The organism is Pseudomonadota bacterium (genome assembly GCA_039815145.1).
GTDB lineage: Bacteria > Pseudomonadota > Gammaproteobacteria > Steroidobacterales > JBCBZW01 > JBCBZW01.
This window is the reverse complement of the sequence record JBCBZW010000105.1, coordinates 1-17,894: the sequence shown is the minus strand read 5'-3', so window position 1 is coordinate 17,894 and position 17,894 is coordinate 1. Positions and strand designations below refer to the sequence as shown.

The following is a 17,894-nucleotide window of genomic DNA, read 5'->3' as shown; positions in this document are numbered from 1 at the left end:
CGCCGAGTTCACCTTCACCGCCACGGCGCCGCCCTCGCTCGCAACATCGGCGCCGATGCGCCCGACGACGATCACGCCGTCGGCACTCGGCACCACGCCGGTGCCGCCGTCATGGTAGGACGCCATGATGCTGGCGCGCTCAGTGTTGTCGATCGTCCGCAGTCGGGTCTCCCAGGCACTGCTGCCGTAGATCAGCGTGCCCTTGGCGTCGCTGCCATCGCCGAGGAACCGTGCGACGAGCAGGCCCGCTTCCGTCTCCGGGGCGATGCCGCCGGCCATCCCCGTGGCGTAGAGGCTGCCGTCGGCCGCTTCGGCCACGTCGACGAACTGCGTGGCCCGGCCGGCGTAGGTGGCCGCCCAGGTCACCTGCCCTTGAGCGTCGACCCGCGCCAGGAGCGCGTCGCTGGCGAAAGGCGGCGCGTCGGGCTTGAGCGGGCCGACGAGGGCGAAACCACCATCTGCCAGAGCGGTGGCGCCCAGCCACTGAGAAGAGACATCTACAAAATCATCAGGAACCGTGTATAGCGAGCTCCACAGCGGGTTCCCTAGGTGATCCGAGGCCAACGCGCAGGCTCGTGCCAGGGAGGGGTAGGTGTAGCCGACGAGCAGGAGCACCGGCGCCTGGCCGTCCGCTTCCTGCAGCGTGGCATCTTGCACGCGGCAAGCCGTGCCCAGCTCCTCACCCAGAAGGTCGAATTCCTGGCTCCACAAGAGCGTGCCCAAGCCATCGTAGGCGGCCGCCCAGGCCGTATCGAGGCGAGTGCCAGTGACGTAGAGGGTGCCATCCGCCGCCCCGTGGACGCTGATCGGATCGACCCCCAACGCGAAGCGCAAATCCCACTCGTAGGCACCATCAGCGTCGAACACCGCGAGGCGACTTGGCGCGTGGCTGATTGTTGCCACACGACCGTCCGCCAGCACCGTCACATCCGTGTGCTCCATCTCGCCCGGCGGGTTCTCGATCTGGTCCTCGACGTTGAAGGCCCAGCGTTCCTGCTCACCCGCGGAGCGACCATCGCCGCCCATCATCGGCGTATGCCCCTCCAGGGACTCCTCGCCGGTGAACTCCAGTAGCTCAGCCTGCTGGTCGATCAGGGAGAATCCCAGCAGCTCCATGTCCACTCCGGCGCTCACGGCAGCGTCGTGTCCCAAGTGCCACCAGGGCTCTTGCGTCGGTTGCACGGTGAGGCCGCCGCCCGCCCGTGCGTCGAGGTAGACGCCGGCGCTCACGAGGCAGCGACCCTGGATGTCCGCGCCCGTCCCCACGTTCAGGTTCGCGCGCACGCTCGTGCCGACGCTGAGGTCGGCGGCCGTGTCGTCGAGGAGGCGTGGCGCGGTGAACGCCATGGGCGAGTCGTCGCTGAAGCCTTCTGTGAAGAACTCGCGGCCGGGGTCGCGCCGTGAATCCCAGCCCATCGCGTAGCCGCTGTGAACGCGCTTCTGCAGGCCCACCTCGAGGCCGGCTTGCACGGCGGCATCCAGATGCACGTCGTGGCCGACGTGCAGCGAGAGGGGAACCGTGATCGGCCCCACCATCAGGGGTGGCAGGGGGAAACACATGTCGTAGAGATCGATCGTCTCGCTGAGCGCGGGCACGTCGGTGATCGCGCGCAACGAGGCGGAGAGGCTGAGATCCGCATCCATGGTGGTGTAGAAGCGTCGACTGCCGGGGCGTACGCTCAGCTGCAGCCCGGGGCGCAGGGCGTGAGCCTGCACCTGACCACTCAGCTCGATGCCGTCAGCGAGCACCCGGTTGAAGCGAATACCCTGCACGTTGGTGCTGCGCTCGATGCCGGCTTGCAGTTCGCTGTCGATCTGGTGCTGGCGGGTGCGTCCGTCCTGCGGGGCGATGTCGTGCTCTTCGCCGGTGCAGAAGCTGCCGCGGCGAACCACGGATCCCAAGGGCGCTTGCGGATCACCTTTGTCGCGCAGGAAAAAGTGGTATCGAACAGTGCCTTCTTCGTCGTCGGCCACCTCTGTCGACTCGATGCGCCCGTTGCGCATCCATTGAGGAAACACGCTGTCCGGCACATGCTCGTCGAACAGTCGCTCCATCACCCACCAGGTCTCGGGGTCTGAAGAACCAAAGCGCGCGCTGATCGACCCACCTTGACCAGGCGTTAGGTATTCGAAGCGCACACGCTCGTGATCATCCAGCCCGCGCTCGTCCAACGCCGGATAGAAGAAGCCCACTGGATTACCGTCGGCATCGGCGGCGGTCACCTCACCCTGTACACCACTGTCGAAGATCCCCGATAGGTAGCCGATCTTGTTCCCGTGCGAGGCTTCGATCTTCTCCGCCGCGTGCACGGTGAGCGCAAGCCCCCTCGACGCCACCGTATCGGCAAACGCCGCCACCTGTGCGTCCGGCAACACCACCGTCATCGTGCCCTGCGCGGCGCCCGTCGCCCCCGGGGCGATCGGCCCCGTGGTGAGCGGCGAGGCCATCGGGTGGTCGAGCTGGAGGTCGAACTGCGTGGCCGCCGGCCACGCCTCGGTGCGGAGGAAGTCGCCGCCGCTGCGGTTGCGCAGGGCACCGCCGATCACGACGGCCGTGAGCCCGTCGCCCAGGGCCGTCTGCCCCTCCACGACGAGCTGGCGCGGGCGCAGCTCGTGGGCGTAGTCGATGATGCCGAAGCAACGGCTTTCGATGTCCTGGGCGCCCGCGGGCTGCCACAGCAAGAGGGTGAGGAGACAGGAGACACCGGCGAGCGAGAACGGAGGAATCAGGCGACACATGGCGCGAACCTCTGGCGTACGTGGGTGGCACGAGGAGTTCGCCGCGGGGGCCATGGATCTGACATGGCGAGTTGGGTCACGCCGGCATCGCACGTAAAGTGCGCCCATGACCCGACAGGAAAAAGCCGGGCGCATCCTCGGCCAACTCGAAGCGCTCTACCCCGAGACCCCCGTCCCCCTCGACCACACGGACCCCTTCTCCCTGCTGGTCGCCGTGCTGCTGTCGGCGCAAACGACGGACGCTCGGGTGAACATCGTGACGCCCGACCTCTTCGCCAAGGCAAGCACGCCGGAGGCGATGGCGAAGCTGGATGTGAGCGAAATCCTGGCGTCGATCCGCACCTGCGGCCTGGCGCCCACCAAGGCCAAGAACATCCGCCGCCTCGCCGAAATCCTGGTGGAGGAACACGGCGGCGTAGTGCCCGACACGCTGGAAGCGTTGGAAGCGTTACCTGGCGTCGGTCACAAGACGGCGAGCGTGGTGGTGGCGCAGGCCTTCGGTGAGCCGGCGTTTCCCGTCGACACGCACATCCATCGCCTGGCGGCCCGCTGGGGGCTTTCCAAGGGTACGACCGTAGAGCGCACCGAGAAGGATCTGAAGGCCGTATTCCCGCAGGAGACCTGGTCCAAGGTGCATCTGCAGATCATCTTCTTCGGCCGCGAGTACTGCCCGGCCCGTTTCCACGACCTCAGCACCTGCCCGATCTGCTCCTGGGCGGCCACCAAGAAGCGCGCCCTGGAGGAGCGCCGGCGCGACGACGCTGCGCGCAAGCGCCCGAAGAAGGCGGGCTAGCGCGTCGAGGTGGGCTGCTCCAGCTCACCGATCGCTTCGGTGATGCTCTCGAGGCGTTTCTCCAACAGGGCCTGCGCGTCCAGCAGGCCCTGGTTGTAGTAGTAGGGCCCAAGCTCGCGGGTGAGGAAGTCGAGCAGGAATTCGGCGGCGAACTGGTCCAGCGTCTGGTCGAGCTCGCTCTCCATGTAGTCCTGCAGGCGAACGACGAGTTGCGCTCGGTCCGTCTTCGAGAGCTCGATCATCGCTGGGGCTCCTTCATCGGTTTGTATCCTTAGGTAAGGGGCACGTGAAAGGCGTATCCCTACAACGGTCGTTCCCGGCCCCGAAGACTCGCGATACTAACTGAGGCACTCGATGGCACGACACTCGGAGCCCACTTCAGCGCACGGAGCAAGTCGCGCAAAGCACCCTCTCGCCGACTGCCCATGCAAGAGTGGCACCGCAAATCTGCCGTCAATTTATTGACGCATCAGTAGCAGCTGGTAGCCTCGCAATTGAGCACCAGTCGGCGACCTAAGGCATCCCCCTTAAGGCACTATCCCTAACTAACGATGACAATTGGTGAATCGGCCACTTTGTCGCGAGACATCCGCCTCACTGAATAGTATCGTTAATGCCTAGAGGGAGATGAAAGCGGCGCCCAACAAGCCGTTACGCACTTCCCGCACTTATCCCCCACGTACAGACGCTGGGCAGGCGCCCGCCTTCAGGGCGATTCGAGAGGAGTGATTCGGTGTTCCGTAAGCAGACCCTGGTGGCCATCGCCACTGCCACCCTGGCGCTCAGCGCCGCCACCACGTCGCACGCCACGCTGATCGAAGTGGAATTCCAGGGATTCGAGTCGGGCGCCCGCGGCGGCCGCGTATTCGGACCCGATGGCAATGGACAGCAGCGTCGCGTCGCGGCAGGTCAGTTCAACTTTGACGTCATCAACGATCCGAGCAACGACTTCGCCGGATCGCAGATGCTTGCCTTCTGCATCGACATCACCAACTGGCTCGTCACCAACCGCCCGGTCACCTACGACTTCAACGTGGCGGGCTCCACCGGCTACCTCGATGGCCAGCAGCTCGCTAACGTCTCCTGGCTCTACGACAACTACGCCGACACCCTCGGCAGCGCCACCCAGGACGCCGCCTTTCAACTGGCGCTGTGGGAGATCGTGCATGACGGTGCGGCAGGCTTCAGCCTGTTCAATGGCGCCGGTGCCGGTGAGCTCTGGGCCAGCGGCTTCGGCGGCGCACGCAACATCGCCGAGAGTTGGTTGAGCGCGTTGACTTTGGCGTCGCCCACCGCCGGGTACACCTCGTCGCTGTTCGATCTCTACGTGCTGCTGCCGGACAACCCGACCACCAACCAGACCCTCATCGTCGCCCGCCGCATCAGCGAGCCGGCGGTCCTCACCCTCTTCGGGCTCGGTCTGATCGGCATCGGCGTGAGCAGAGTCCGCCGCCACACCGCCGCCTAAGCCCCCACCTGCCCGGCCGTCCGTGAGCGACGGCCCGCAAGAAACGACGGCGCCCCGGTCGAGATGACCGGGGCGCCGTTTTTTTGCGGCGGGTTCCCGCGAGGCCACCCGAGCCGCTTCCAGTCTGCCTGAGGTTTTGGCGCTAATTGATTGAAATAAATGCGAGGCGTATGCTCCTGACAGCACGCATAGCCACCGGAAAGGCCGATGTATCAGGAGTTCTTTCGGCTGCACGAATCACCGTTCAGCCTGGACCCCGACCCGCGTTTTCTCTACCTCAGCCCCGCGCACGCCACCGCCAGAGCCTATCTGGACTACACGGTGGAGAGCCGCGACGGCATGGTGGTGCTCACCGGCCACGCCGGCTGCGGCAAGTCGATTCTGGTCGCCGACCTGTGCCGTCGGGTCGATAGCGCGGACATCCTGCTGCTCGACCAAACCCAGCTCGATTCCCACGAACTCCTGCAGACGCTGCTCCTCGCCCTAGGCCAGGAAAGCCAGGGCGACCGACCGCAGCTCCACGCCCGCCTGCGCGACACCCTGTGCGAACGCATCAACCAGGGTCGACGGACCACCCTGGTCGTCGACGAGGCCCAGCACCTCTCCTGGGAGGCCCTCGAGACCCTGCGCATGATCGCCGACCAACAGGACCAGGGCCGGCGCCTGCTGGCCGTGATCCTGGTCGGCCAGCTCGGCCTCGCGCGCACGCTGAAGAGCGAAGGCCTCGAGCAATTCCGCCAGCGAATTCGCCTCTTCTACACGCTCGAGCCCCTCGCCCGGCAGGAGATTCGGCGCTACATCGAACATCGCCTCGCCGTGGCCGGCGGCCACCACGACGTGATCATCTCGCCACGGGCGCTCAAGATCATCAAGCGCTACACCGGTGGAATCCCGCGACTAATCAATACCTTAATGGACATGGTGCTGACCGCGGCGGCGCTCGAGCGCACGCGCATGATCAGCGCCCGCCTGGTGCAGGAAGCCGCTCGGGAGCTGCAGTGGGAGCCCTTCTTCCTGCGCCACGGGCGCCTGTTCTTCGGCGACCGCGCCCGCGAACTCGGCCGCTGGACCCAGGCCACCGCCACCACGCTCAAGCCCTGGGCTAGGAAGCTGCGCGCCGGTGCCGGCACCCTCTTCTCCAGCCTGCGCCAACGCGGCAGCCAAGTGGTGGAACGCGTGCCCGCCCAGTGGATGGCAGGCCTCGGCGGTGCCGCCCTGGTATTGGTGCCCGCCGCCCTACTGCTGCCGATGTGGTTGAGGCAGAGCCAGATCGAGGAGCGCCGGGAGCTGCCACTGGCGCAGGTGACGGTCGAGGCACCCACCCCCGCGGAGCCGATCCTCGGACGCACGCTCGCACCCATCAAGAAGACCGCGATCAGGCCCGCCCGACGCAGTTCGGCCGCACCGCTCGCGGCCGCGCCGGTCGCCCTGTTGCCCGCCGCGTCGACCCCGGTCCGCCGCGCGCCGCCGCCCGCGGCCGCATCCACCGCACCCCGCGTCGCGGCGGATCGCAGTCGACGCGTCGCTGCGGCCCCCAGCGAACCGGCGCTATCGCTGACCGCGCCCCCACCCACGACCGACGCCGCTGTCCGGGATGCGCGTTGGCTCCTGTCGCAACCCGCTGAGGCCTACTCGGTGCAGCTCTTCGCGGCCAGCTCACCTGAGGGCATCCGACGATTCCTCGACGAGCACGGCCAGGGATTCCGCGGCGATCGCGAACTCGCCGCCTTCACCGCCGACCGCGAGGGCAGCCCGTGGCACGTGCTGGTGCTCGCCACCTATCCCACCTATTCGGACACGCGGGCGGCGATCAGCAAGCTGCCCGCCTCGCTGCGCAAGCACCAGCCCTGGGTGCGGCGGATCGCCGTGATCCACGAGGCCATCCGCGACGACACCCGCCAGGCGAACACGGCGGCGAGTGCCGAAGAACAGCTGGTCGCCGGCGCGGCCGCCGACGCGACCCAGCGATAGGCGCCAGCCTCAGGAGGCGAACATCGCCACGGCGAACTGGTAGGCCTCGCCCAGCACCCCAAAGCCCGCGATCACCAGACCCAAGGTGCCCACGGCACGGTCTTTGGCGAAGCTGACCACGAACCTGATCGACGCCGTGATCAGCGCCGTCGCACCCAACACGGGCAAGTACACCCACAAGACGACGCGATCGAAGATCAGTCGCGGCGCCTCGAGATCACTGAGCGTCGGCACGGACTCGATGCCTCGCAGCACTATCGCGCCGATCAACGCGAGCACCACCAGCGCCACCATCGTCACGTGCAGCACCGCGGGCATCGGCACGTGGAATCGCTCCCAGACGGTCAGTCGAGCCAGACGCGGATGCGCTTCCCGCCACCCCAGATCGCTACGCACCACCGCGTCGTGAAGGCCGACCAGGCGTAGGTTCAGCCATTGCGTGAGGGAGGCGAATCGCACCTCGATCGCGGCCAGCAGCAAACCGATCACTTCTAAAGGCAGGGTGACGAACTGCAAGCGATCAGCGATTTCGGGGGACAACCACGCCAAGGGACTCTCCTTGTAGGAAGGGGCCGACGGGCGCGGGGGTAGGCGCGCCTTCGGCTATGCCAGACGCAGTCTACGGGGAAATAAGGAGGGGCCCGCGAGGACTTCCTGCGGACCCCTGTCGACACGCCCCCAAGCGTGGTGAATGCTGGTTTTCGGAGGCGCTCGAGTTCGGTGGCTAGGTTAGGACGCCGAGGCGAGCTCCCGGGCCCGCTGCGGCCCGGCGCGGCGGCGCTGCATCCGTGCCCAGTACACGCAGGCCGGGCAGGTCTCATCGTAGGTATGGTGCTTGTGATGGGCCGTGCACCAGGCGAGGGCGGGCTTCGATTGGGTCGGTTCGTCCGTGACCGCGCTGTCCTCGCTCACCGCAACGGCCGAAAGTGCCTGTTCCATGTCATGGGGTCCTGGAGTGACGTGGCCGCCAACGGGCCACCCACTACTCATATGCGTAGTTCGGCGCGAATTTATGTCATCGCCCCATGATTTTTTTCGCCGGAGCCGAATTCCGGCCGCTTAGGGGCCCAGAACACAGCTTCGCGTCGCGCGGGCGATGAGGCGTTCGCCGCCGCTGTCCACCCCGAACCAGAGGGTGCCGCCCGCCAAGGCGAGGCCGCCCCAGCTGTTCACCGAGAACGCCTCCCCCTGATCGCCGCTCTGGTAGGCGGCGAGGGCGACGCCACTGCGGTGCCAGGCGCCTGGCGGGAAGCCGAGGGCCGTCAGGGTGTCCGCCGCGAACACCCCGTCGGCGCTGAGCCGCAGGCAGTCCAGGGTCTCTCCGTCCGGGGCTCGCAAGGCGTAGATCTGCTCGCCCTGCGCCGCCGATCCTGGCCCCCCTAGATGCGGCGACAGCTCGTCGAAGGACACCTCGCACTCAGGATCCTCCAGCCCAGAGAAGCCGAGCCGTAAGCCGAGGGACGAGACGAAGGCCCCGATGAGACGGCCGTTCGCTGCCAGCTCGGCGCCGCCCCAGGTGAAGGTGTTGCCGTTCGCGTCGTTCTGGTGCGCCGTGTAGGCCGGGCCCCGCTGGGCCCAGATGCCAGCCGGGAGCATCAGAGAGGAGTCCGCGGCGAAGCTGCCGTCGGTGGCGAAGCGCAGGCAGTCTTCGACGCCGGCGTTCTGGTAGGCGATGCGATACACCGTGCCCGCCAGGTCTGCCTGGGCGGCAGACGCTATCGAGCACAGGGTTGCCAACAACAGGGATTGGAAGCGCATACCTGCTCCCTTCGAGACACGGGTTGCCGCCGGGCGCACAGCCTAGAACGAAATGGGTGTCGGCCGCGACCGCTGGCGCTAGGGCTCCCAGACCTCGTAGCCCCTCGCCTTCAAGCGGGCGAGCAGGCCGTCTTCGCGCAGGAGTTCGATGATATCGAGGATAGCGAAGGTGCTCGCGTTGTCGGCCAGCGCCTGTTCCGCCGCCGTCAACCAGCGCGTTTCCAGTTCCGCCCGCACCTCTTCGATGGTGCCGAGTTCCGAACTCTCGCGTAGCAGTCGCAGGCACGCGTCCGCCTCATCGCCCGGCAATGGGATATTCCGGAACTCGTCGACGTAGCCCTGCGCCCAGGCGTTCGCACGGCTCTTCATCGCCTCCAGATCAGACTCCATGCGCTGCAACTGCGCCTCGAAGCAGGCGAGCTCCTGCTCCTGGGAAAGGCTCTCGAAAAGCCGGTCCGCGCGCCCCGCCAGCTTCTTGAAGGAGCCCTTCAGCGGGAGCGTGTACTCGATGCGCGTCTCCTCGAGCTGCTTCTGGCGCTTGATCAGGCGCCTAAGGGGTTTGGTCACCTGGCGGCCGCCGACGAGGCCCACTTCGCCCTGGATGCGCTCGGTCAGGCGCGTGCCCGCGACGAAGGGGCGGTCGCGCTCCGGGCCGTCGTCGCGGGGGAGGTAGCGCTCGCGCAGGGCGTCGTAGCGGGCGTAGAGCTCGGGCGAGACGACTTCGTCGAGGGTCTGGCCGTCGGGGTTGCGGGTGAGGCGCTTGGCGAGACGTCGACCGCGGAAGATGTTGATCGGGTTCAGCATCACGCCGATGGAGAAGTCCGCGTCCACCTCGGGCGCGAAGATCACCTCCTGGCTGTCGGCGAGCACGGCGGCGACGCGGTCGGACTCCCAGATCATGCCGTCCGGGACCGGGGAGAAGGTGGGGAAAATGTAGAGGCGGTTGTCGCCGTTGCTCACACGCCAGAGGGGTGGGCCGGGTTGGCGGCCGGTGACCACGACGACTTCCAGGGCGTTGTCGACTGACTGCGCCCACGCGAGTGGCGCGAGCACGATCAAGGCGAGCGCCATGCCGGCGTGCCTCATCGACAGGGGGCGCTCAGCGCGCCGCGACGACGTGGGCGACCATCGCTTGGCCGCAGAAACCTGAAACCTCAACAAGTGCGCTCCTTAGGTCTACGGTTGCACTACAGATCGATCACTATGGGCGCCAACACACGCTCGCAACTCCCCTGCACACTCGATGCGTTGACAAAGCGAGTGCCGTGTCGCCTTAACTCTCCCCGACTCTCGTGCACATGCCCGAAGCAATGCAGCGCGGGACGGACGCGCTGTACCGCGCGATGCAACGCTTCGCATCCAAAGGCACTCCCGCAGCTCGCCACGTCAATAATTCCACTAGGTGGCGTGTGCGTTATGAGCACATCGGTGCGCGACGGGATCCTCGCCCATTTCTCGCTCAAAGCCGTTTCATCAGCATAAAACGCGTGCCCGTCGAGAAAGGGCACCCAGGGTGCGCCCCAAAAGCAGATACCTGCGTGGATGTAAGAAGCGTCCTGGAGGTAGACCGCGTGTCGGAAGGGTTGTTCGCCACGCGCCAGTGCGGTTTCCACGGGGAAGTCGTGGTTGCCACCAGTACACAAGATCACATCGAAAGCCTGGCGCGCGAACCAGCTATCGAGTGCTTGCAGCGTGCATGCCTGCTCATCGAACAGATCGAACATGTCTCCGCAGTGGATGAGCACATTGCCCTGCAAGGGAGTGAACTGCTCGTGGAGAGCATGCGTGTCGCTGATGATCACGAGTCTCAAGGTGGGAGGATCTCCTGACGTGTCGGGTTGGCTACTCGACGCCTTCCACGGCTCCGTGGAAGGGCAATGTCGACTCGTATCTCGAGGATCTTCCCAAGGATGCCCCGAGCGCCCCTGGCGTCGCCTCCTCCAGCCTCACGCGACCGCTCAGGTGTCGATCTACACCCTGGTTCCCCCGGCCACCACCCCGAAAAAACGTGAACATCTGCGGCCGTGAATCCCCTGGAATCCAATTTCCATGCTCACTTCAACCACTTGGCCGATTAACACGTATAATCCGTCCAGCGCGAGAGGGGGCACCCCCGCGAGCACGCCCCAGCCACACCCTGGCCGGCGCCCGCCGCCCCACTCAGTGCTACGCTCGCGTGCCCAAGCAGCCGGCATTTGGTTCGTCAGGAGGACTTATTGTTAGTCTCCTGTTGCCGACATATATGCTTCGGAGCGCGAATTACCGACGTTACGGGTCATGAAACGTATGAAAGTAAGCAAAGGCGAGCTTGAGCTCGGTAGATTTCGAGTCCCCTACCGGGTCTACGGCACTGCTCAAAAAACGATCGTTTGCATCAGTGGTGCCAAGCAAACCATGGCAGCCTGGCGGTCATTCGTACGACATTTCGTGCACCAATTTTCCGTGGTCGTGTTCGATCTGCCCGGTCAGGGGCGCTGCGAGATCCTCCATGGCTCGCCGAGCATCACCTTCGATGAGCAGGTCGACGTGCTCCACGGGGTGGTTGACGCCACCAACCAGGGCGATCGCGTACACCTGGCGGCAGCTTCTTGGGGCACGATCATCTCCGTGGCCCTCGCAGCTAAGCACCCGGAGCTGATCGACAAGATGCTCTTGGGCAGCTTCGGGGCGAAGCCGAGCCGAGCCGTGATCGAGGTGATCCGGGCGGGCAAGGAGCTGTTCCACGCCGGCCGCCAGGAAGAGATTGCGCCGCTCATGATCGAGACCTTCGGCCAGTTCATCCCAGAGACGCACAAGAAGCAGATGCGCGATCAGTTCAGCACCATGAGCCACGAGCAGCTGATCAGCTTCTACGAGCACTGCGAGTTCGTGGAGAAGTCCAAGGACATCCGCGATTTCATCGACCTGAGCCGGATCAAAGCGACCACCCTGATCGTGGCGGGCGAGCACGACGCGATCCTGGATCACGACGACGTGGCGGACGCCTCCAAGCGCATCCCGGACTGCGAGCTGCGGGTGATCCCGGGCGCGGGTCACTTCCTGCACTGGGAGCGCGCGGACATCCTGAACACTTACAGCGAGTTCCTCGCGGCCTAGCGCGGCCGGCGCCGGACTCCTCCAGGGCCCAGGGCGGGCGAACGGGCGAGCAACACCGATGGACCTGCGCGACGTCGACCGGGTGAGCGCCATCGAGTCGGACGCCTTCCGGCGCGACTATCTCAAGCCGCTCAAACCCCTGATCATCGAGGACATGGCCAAATCGTGGCCGGCCACGGGCAAGTGGACGCCCGAGTTCTTCCAGTCCCGCTTCCCGGACAAGCAGGTCAAGGTGTTCGACGCGAGCTTCGTCGATGCGGGCAAGAACTACATGGCCCAGGCCAAGCGCCTGCCCATGCGCGACTACATCGACCAGGTCATGCACACCTCGCAGGACCTGCGCATGTTTCTCTACAACATCAAGACGGAGATCCCGGAGCTGGTGGAGGACATCCAGATCCCGGACCTCGTGGACGGCATCTCCCGCCAGTTTCTATTCATGTTCTTCGGGTGCAAGGGCTCGGTCACCCAGATGCACTTCGACATCGACATGTCCCACGTCTTCCACACGGCGGTCTTCGGCCGCAAGACGGTGACCCTCCTGCCCTACGAGCAGGGCCCGAACCTGCACCGCTACCCCTTCACCTGCCGCAGCTACGTAGACGTGCACACCCCGGACTACGAGGCCTTCCCACGCTTGAAGGACGCACAGGGCTACCGTCTGCAGCTCCAGCCTGGGGAGACGCTCTACATCCCGAGCGGCTACTGGCACCACTTCGTGTACGACGAGGCGAGCTGCTCGATCTCCCTGCGCTCGGGGGCGTCGGACATGCGCAGCCGGCTGCTCGGTCTGTACAACCTGCTGGTCATGCAGAGCGTCGACCGGGTGATGAACATCCTCTGGCCCAAGGGATGGTTCGAGTGGAAGCAGCAACAGGCGTTGGTCCAGCCCTAGCACCCGAGGGCTCTCGCCCCACCGCCCGGAACGCCGCCCATTTCGGAACTCGCCGCACTGTCTCGAGGTCCACGAGATAACAGCCTGCTCGCACGCCACGTCCGGAGACGCCCAATGCCCAGCCCTCAGCGCGCCTACGTCCGACAGGGCGTCAGCCTTACCTGGCTCACCTTGCTCGGCCTCACCGCACTGACCAGTACTGCCGCTGTCGGCAGCCACGGCATCGACGCCCAACCCGCCTCGCCGGAACTAGGCCGCGTGCCCGTCTCCGCCCAGTTTCGCTTCCCCGACGACTTCATCCCTCGCTCCCAGTCCACCGACATCATCTGTCAGGTGATCGTGGGGCGGCGCGGCGACGTGGGCGCGCGCAAGTGCTCGCAGCACGGAGGCACGGATCGCCTGCGCTTCTGGTTGCGCAACGAGATCCTCCACCGCCTGAAGCGGGCGCGCTTTCGCCCGGCGGTGATCGAGGGGGAGCGCGTCGCCGTCTCCATGGCCTTCCGGGCCCGCGTCGACTGCGACTCGCGGGGTCGTTGCGGCGTGGCCGTCTACCCGAACACGGGGCTGCACAAGCGCGAACTCGGCGACGACTACTACAGCCCGCAGGAGGTCCTCGCCGAGGGCGACACCTGGTACGACCGCCTGGTAGCGAGCGAGGAGTGCGACCTGGGCAAGGCGGAGGCGTGCAAGGACCTCGATGCGTTCGCCTTCGGCGCCTCCGTGCAGGTGGCCACGGACGGGCTGGTGACCGGCGTCGGCATGGTGAAGGGCGTCGAGCCGGGGGACTTCCCGGTGGCCGCGGCCCTGGAGTACCTGGTGGAGTCCCAGTACATCCCGGCCCAGGAACGCGACGGCGCGGCGATGGCACTGCTGGTCCATACGCCAACCCTGCACAAGCGCGGCAGCCGCTACTTCCCGCGCAATCAGTGCCGCAAGGGCGACGCGCTCGGCTCTCGCCTCAAGCGCGACTGCTACACCATGCAGGAGATGGCGGCCTATCGCCCGGAGGACGAGAGCGGGTTCATCGAAGAGCTCTCGTTCTGGTTGGGGCAGCCGGGGCAGTAGCGCCGAGGCGCCACCCTAACGGCGATCAAAGGCGCGCACTCATCTGACTCGACGACGCGCAAGGAAGCACAGGGGCATTCGCACGTGGAGAAGGGAATCCAAACCAACCTGCGCGAGGCGGTCGAGTTGATCGGCATCGCCGCTGTGGTGATCTCACTGCTGCTGTTGGCCTATGAAGTCCGCCAATCCAACCGAATCGCCCAAGCGACCACCACCTACGAGATCGGTCGCGACGTCAACCTGTTCAACGAGCTCGGCTACTCCGACCCCGCCTTCGCGGCGCTGCTGGTCGAGCTTCGCAAGCCCGACTTCGCTCCCACCGAGGTACAGGCCATGCAGGTGCGCCTGCTGGCCAACCGCTTCCTCAACATCTGGACGATTCAGGAGAACGCCTATCGCAACGGACTGCTGTCCGATCAGCAGTTCGCCCTGACCCGAACCGACGTGACGACGGTGCTCGAGGCGTTCCCCGCGTTGATCGACTACTGGGGCTACGTGCTGCGCGACCAACCGGGGCTGAGCGATTTCGAGGTCTTGGGCCCCATCATCGAGGCGATTCGTACGCCGACACGATGAGCTACCGATCTGTCGGCGGGCGCTGATCCAGAACACGACGGCGCCGGCGGAGCACTTCGATCCGGGCCGACGAGCCCCTGCAATCGTCGTCGAGAAACCTTACATCGCGCCGCCAGTCGCCTCTGCCGCGAAAGGCAAACCCATACAAATCAGCCGCCTAGAGACGATGGCGCGGGATTTGCTACGTTTCTTTAGCACTCCCGATAATGGATTTCTCTGGGGACAACTACGATGAACAACAAGTCGACGCTCCTGCGAGCGACCCTGGCCCTCACCGCGTTCCTCGCCGCTGCGAGCGCGTCCGCGATGCCGGTCAACTTCAATTTTGCCGACGGCGGTGGTAACCGCGACGTCGGCAGCCTGCTGACGCTGACCGAGGGCGCGCTGACCGTGTCGGTCACGGCCACGGGTTCCTCCCTGCACCAGAACGGCGACTTCGGCCTGGGTGTGAGCGGTGGCCCCGGCGGTAACCGCGTCGCGGCCTTCAACGACGGCAGCCTGGACGAGGCGCTGATCTTCGAGTTCTCCCCCACGGCGGTGAGCCTGTTGGAGACCGTCGCCTTCGAGCGCGGCGGTGGCGGTAACAGCACCTTCGAGCTGTTCGTGGACGGCGCTAGCCAGGGCACCTACGACATCGGCGGTGGTCCGGCCAACACGCAGGAGATCATCGACTTCACCGCTCTGGGCCTGTTCGGCACGATCTACGAGTTCCGCGCCGTGGCACCGGGTAACGGCTTCCGCATCTCTGAGCTAACGGTGGCTCGCGTGGCGGAGCCCGGCACCCTGGCGCTCGCCTCGCTGGGCCTGCTGGGCCTGGGCTTGGCCAGCCGCCGTCGTCGCCAGACGGTCGTCGTTCGCTAAACCAAGATGAGCACTGCGGGCTCGCCCGCAGCCAAGCTCGCGAAAAGCCCATGCGTGACCGCATGGGCTTTTTTTATGGCAGCTCGCGAAACGCGCCGCCGCGGACCAACCCGCTCGAGCGCCGGAAGTGGATGGCGCACACCCGCTGCGCATGGGATAAGCCACGCGTTATGTGAGCAGCTGCCCAAATCGCCCCGTTTTCCCTAATAGCTGCCGATCTGCGGCCGACAGTCCCGGAAAGCCAACGCACTATCAGGGGGCACTCCATGGACATCGCAGGCATCAGCGCAGCCGGTCTCTTCGAGTCCGCCACTTCGGCGCAGTCACTCGCGCTCAAGCAGTCATCCGCGCCGCCGCCAGCGCAAACCGATACCTCGGAAGGCGCCGGCAGCGATGCTGGCCGCGAGCGGGGCCGTGGTCGCCCGCGCGGCCTGGCCCTGGGTGCGCTGCGCCAGGAGATTCGCGCGATCCTGCGCGAGCAGTTCTCGCTGCGCTCGATCGTCGAGCGCTATGGAAGTGCCGCCGAGCCCTCGGTGGAGCAGACCGTCGGGGATGCCCTGGCGGGCGCGGGCGCCCTGGCCAACGACTCTCCCCTGACCGCTGGCGATGAGCTTCGCCAGCTGCGCGAAGAGCTCGCAGGCCGCAGCGACAGCCTACGCGCCCTCGCCGAAGACGACGGCGCCCTGAACGACCTCGATCAGGCCATCGCCCGCATCGACAGCGGTCTCGCCACGGCGCAGGACGACGCCGCTCGAAACGTCGAATCCAGCGCCTCCGTGCTCTCCGCGGAGTCGACCCTGAGTCAACGCTCCACCATCCGCGTCCGCACGCAGGAAGGCGACCTGGTGCGCCTCGATCTGCGCCGTCGCGAGAGCCTAGTGGCCAGCGACGTCTCGGTGCAGTCCGAGAACGGCGCCTTCTCCTCCACGGAGGTCGAGGTCTCCAGCCGTTCACGCCTGGTGTTTTCCGTGCGCGGAGATCTCAACGACGCCGAACTGGAAGCGATCCGCAACGTCTTCTCCCAGGCAGAGACGGTTGCTGACGACTTCTTCGGCGGTGACCTGCAGGCCGCCTTCGAGGCGTCATCGGCGTTGAGCTTCGACACAGAACAGCTCTCCGCGGTGAGCCTGAAGTTCCGCGAGCGCTTGAGCACGGAGGTAGCCTACGGCGAGGTGAGCGTGACGCGACCAGTCCCCGAGCCGAAGATCCAGCCGGCGCAAGAGCAGTTGCTACCCGTACCCCCGCAAACCGACGCGCAAGCGCCCGCCCCTGCGGACGAGACCATCACACCCGAGGCCACAGAGGTGCTCGCCCCGCAGGCACCGGTGGACGACGAACAGGACGCGCCCACCGCGATCGACCGCGGCGGCCTCGCGGCGCAGCTGTCGAACTTCCTGCGTCAGACCTTGGAGGGCTTCTCCAACGGCACGGGGGATCAACGCTTCTTCTTCTCCAATGCGTTCAAGTTGGAGGTGCTGAAAGCGGTGATCGAGGTGGCGGCGCCGCCGGGTGAAACGGAGACGGTGGAGGCTGCCCTCGGCGAGATCGACGACCCTGAGGAAGTGGCCGCGTAACGCGCACGCTTCCCCCCGGCTCACGGCGCGCAGACTTGTTTCCGCTGCGCGCTGAGGCGAGCATGAGGAGCGCTGCGCGTCACCCCGCTGGAGGTGCCGCCAGCCCGCCACTGGCAAGCTCCTCAGCGAGGGAAACCGCATGGCCGACTCCGCGCCCCCCTGGCACAGCACCGCGTGCATCCTCTGTTCCATCAATTGCGGCGTCAACGTGCAGACCGATGGTGAGCGCCGCATCACCAAGGTCGTCGGCGACAAGGCGCACCCGGTCTCACAGGGCTACGTCTGCGAGAAGGCCCAACGCCTCGACTACTACCAGAACGGCGCGGATCGCCTGCACTCGCCGATGCGTCGACGCGCCGACGGCACCTACGAGGCCGTCACCTGGGACACGGCGATCGCTGAGATCACCGAGCGCATGCTGGCCGTGCGCGATCGCCACGGCGGCGACAAGATCCTCTTCTACGGCGGCGGCGGCCAGGGCAATCATCTCGGTGGCACCTACGTAGACTCCTGGCTCAAAGCGCTGGGGGTACGCTATCGCTCGAACGCCCTCGCGCAGGAGAAGACGGGCGAGTTCTGGGTCGCTGGCAAGATGATCGGCGCCGGCACCCACGGCGACTTCGAGCATTGCGAAGTGGCCGTCTTCCTCGGCAAGAACCCCTGGCAGTCACACGGCTTCGCCCGCGCCCGCGCGGTGATCCGCAACATTGCTAAGAATCGTGATCGCTGCCTGATCGTGATCGATCCGCGGCGTAGCGAAACGGCCGCCAAGGCCGACTACCACCTGGCCGTGAAGCCCGGCACCGATGCCTGGCTCCTAGCCGCGATGCTCGGCACCCTGCTGCGCAAGGACTGGATCAAGCGCGAGTGGATCGAGCGCCACACGATCGGCTTCGAGGCGGTCGAGCAGACCCTGTCACGGATCGACGTGTCCGCCTGCGCGAAGACCTGCGGCATCGACGAAGCGCTCATCGAAGCGGTGACCGAACGTATCGCGCGGGCGTCGAGCGTGTCCTTCTTCGAAGACCTCGGCGTGCAGATGTCGATCCACTCGACGCTCGTGAGCTACCTGGAACGCCTGGTCTGGCTCACCACGGG

At 66.3% G+C, this 17,894-nt stretch carries 17 protein-coding genes; 10 read left to right on the top strand and 7 right to left on the bottom strand.

The window, feature by feature from the left end; translation table 11 throughout:
* Positions 1 to 2,739: hypothetical protein (locus AAF184_19485; protein ID MEO0424529.1), on the bottom strand; the 2,739-nt coding region annotated here is incomplete at its 3' end.
* Between the two features lie 106 nt (positions 2,740 to 2,845).
* On the opposite strand from AAF184_19485, the gene nth reads away from it, so the two are divergent.
* Positions 2,846 to 3,532, top strand: coding sequence for an endonuclease III (gene nth, locus AAF184_19480; GenBank protein MEO0424528.1), 687 nt, complete (start codon positions 2,846 to 2,848; stop codon positions 3,530 to 3,532).
* Here the strand turns inward: nth and AAF184_19475 are convergent.
* A complete protein-coding gene (locus tag AAF184_19475) occupies positions 3,529 to 3,774 on the bottom strand; it encodes a DUF2164 domain-containing protein (protein ID MEO0424527.1) in 246 nt (81 codons plus the stop codon). The genes nth and AAF184_19475 overlap by 4 nt on opposite strands.
* Before the next feature lie 491 nt (positions 3,775 to 4,265).
* Here AAF184_19475 and AAF184_19470 point away from each other — a divergent pair, with 491 nt between their 5' ends.
* Together AAF184_19470 and AAF184_19465 are read left to right on the top strand one after the other, a co-directional pair.
* Positions 4,266 to 5,000, top strand: a complete 735-nt coding sequence (locus tag AAF184_19470) for a hypothetical protein (protein ID MEO0424526.1) — start codon at positions 4,266 to 4,268, stop codon at positions 4,998 to 5,000.
* Between the two features lie 207 nt (positions 5,001 to 5,207).
* Positions 5,208 to 6,971 (top strand): AAA family ATPase, encoded by a 1,764-nt coding sequence (locus AAF184_19465; GenBank protein MEO0424525.1) that lies wholly within the window; start codon positions 5,208 to 5,210, stop codon positions 6,969 to 6,971.
* A gap of 9 nt (positions 6,972 to 6,980) precedes the next feature.
* On the opposite strand, the gene AAF184_19460 is transcribed toward AAF184_19465, so the two are convergent.
* The 5 genes from AAF184_19460 to AAF184_19440 all read right to left on the bottom strand — a co-directional run bounded on the left by AAF184_19460 (position 6,981) and on the right by AAF184_19440 (position 10,531).
* Entirely contained in the window at positions 6,981 to 7,520 is a 540-nt protein-coding gene (locus AAF184_19460; GenBank protein MEO0424524.1) for a hypothetical protein, read from the bottom strand.
* Positions 7,521 to 7,700: 180 nt separating this feature from the next.
* The gene (locus AAF184_19455; GenBank protein ID MEO0424523.1) at positions 7,701 to 7,910 is read right to left on the bottom strand and encodes a hypothetical protein; all 210 of its coding nucleotides are present in this window, start codon (positions 7,908 to 7,910) and stop codon (positions 7,701 to 7,703) included.
* Between the two features lie 120 nt (positions 7,911 to 8,030).
* On the bottom strand, positions 8,031 to 8,729 hold the full coding sequence (locus AAF184_19450; GenBank protein ID MEO0424522.1) for a hypothetical protein: 699 nt from the start codon (positions 8,727 to 8,729) through the stop codon (positions 8,031 to 8,033).
* A 78-nt stretch (positions 8,730 to 8,807) separates the two neighbouring features.
* Positions 8,808 to 9,800 carry a TraB/GumN family protein gene (locus tag AAF184_19445; GenBank protein MEO0424521.1) on the bottom strand — a complete coding sequence of 331 codons (993 nt, stop codon included), beginning with the start codon at positions 9,798 to 9,800 and terminating at the stop codon, positions 8,808 to 8,810.
* A gap of 116 nt (positions 9,801 to 9,916) precedes the next feature.
* On the bottom strand, positions 9,917 to 10,531 hold the full coding sequence (locus tag AAF184_19440; protein ID MEO0424520.1) for a metallophosphoesterase: 615 nt from the start codon (positions 10,529 to 10,531) through the stop codon (positions 9,917 to 9,919).
* A 475-nt stretch (positions 10,532 to 11,006) separates the two neighbouring features.
* On the opposite strand from AAF184_19440, the gene AAF184_19435 reads away from it, so the two are divergent.
* From AAF184_19435 to AAF184_19405, 7 genes are all read left to right on the top strand, one after another.
* Complete coding sequence (locus AAF184_19435; GenBank protein MEO0424519.1) at positions 11,007 to 11,825, top strand: alpha/beta hydrolase; 819 nt, start codon at positions 11,007 to 11,009, stop codon at positions 11,823 to 11,825.
* Positions 11,826 to 11,883: 58 nt separating this feature from the next.
* Positions 11,884 to 12,720 (top strand): cupin-like domain-containing protein, encoded by an 837-nt coding sequence (locus tag AAF184_19430; GenBank protein ID MEO0424518.1) that lies wholly within the window; start codon positions 11,884 to 11,886, stop codon positions 12,718 to 12,720.
* A gap of 114 nt (positions 12,721 to 12,834) precedes the next feature.
* A complete protein-coding gene (locus tag AAF184_19425; protein ID MEO0424517.1) occupies positions 12,835 to 13,785 on the top strand; it encodes a hypothetical protein in 951 nt (316 codons plus the stop codon).
* 84 nt (positions 13,786 to 13,869) lie between these two features.
* Positions 13,870 to 14,361: a hypothetical protein gene (locus tag AAF184_19420; protein ID MEO0424516.1), complete on the top strand. Its 492-nt coding sequence runs from the start codon at positions 13,870 to 13,872 to the stop codon at positions 14,359 to 14,361.
* Positions 14,362 to 14,592: 231 nt separating this feature from the next.
* Complete coding sequence (locus tag AAF184_19415) at positions 14,593 to 15,222, top strand: hypothetical protein (protein ID MEO0424515.1); 630 nt, start codon at positions 14,593 to 14,595, stop codon at positions 15,220 to 15,222.
* A 266-nt stretch (positions 15,223 to 15,488) separates the two neighbouring features.
* Entirely contained in the window at positions 15,489 to 16,796 is a 1,308-nt protein-coding gene (locus AAF184_19410; protein MEO0424514.1) for a hypothetical protein, read from the top strand.
* 139 nt (positions 16,797 to 16,935) lie between these two features.
* A partial coding sequence (locus AAF184_19405; protein ID MEO0424513.1) for a molybdopterin-dependent oxidoreductase occupies positions 16,936 to 17,894 on the top strand: 959 nt, incomplete at its 3' end.

Excerpts from the sequence above, each read along its gene's own strand:
- nth (MEO0424528.1), top strand. The coding sequence starts at position 2,846 with ATGACCCGACAGGAAAAAGCCGGGCGCATCCTCGGCCAACTCGAAGCG.
- AAF184_19475 (MEO0424527.1), bottom strand. The coding sequence starts at position 3,774 with ATGATCGAGCTCTCGAAGACGGACCGAGCGCAACTCGTCGTTCGCCTG.
- AAF184_19465 (MEO0424525.1), top strand. The coding sequence starts at position 5,208 with ATGTATCAGGAGTTCTTTCGGCTGCACGAATCACCGTTCAGCCTGGAC.
- AAF184_19455 (MEO0424523.1), bottom strand. The coding sequence starts at position 7,910 with ATGGAACAGGCACTTTCGGCCGTTGCGGTGAGCGAGGACAGCGCGGTC.
- AAF184_19450 (MEO0424522.1), bottom strand. The coding sequence starts at position 8,729 with ATGCGCTTCCAATCCCTGTTGTTGGCAACCCTGTGCTCGATAGCGTCT.
- AAF184_19445 (MEO0424521.1), bottom strand. The coding sequence starts at position 9,800 with ATGGCGCTCGCCTTGATCGTGCTCGCGCCACTCGCGTGGGCGCAGTCA.
- AAF184_19435 (MEO0424519.1), top strand. The coding sequence starts at position 11,007 with ATGAAACGTATGAAAGTAAGCAAAGGCGAGCTTGAGCTCGGTAGATTT.
- AAF184_19430 (MEO0424518.1), top strand. The coding sequence starts at position 11,884 with ATGGACCTGCGCGACGTCGACCGGGTGAGCGCCATCGAGTCGGACGCC.
- AAF184_19425 (MEO0424517.1), top strand. The coding sequence starts at position 12,835 with ATGCCCAGCCCTCAGCGCGCCTACGTCCGACAGGGCGTCAGCCTTACC.
- AAF184_19415 (MEO0424515.1), top strand. The coding sequence starts at position 14,593 with ATGAACAACAAGTCGACGCTCCTGCGAGCGACCCTGGCCCTCACCGCG.
- AAF184_19410 (MEO0424514.1), top strand. The coding sequence starts at position 15,489 with ATGGACATCGCAGGCATCAGCGCAGCCGGTCTCTTCGAGTCCGCCACT.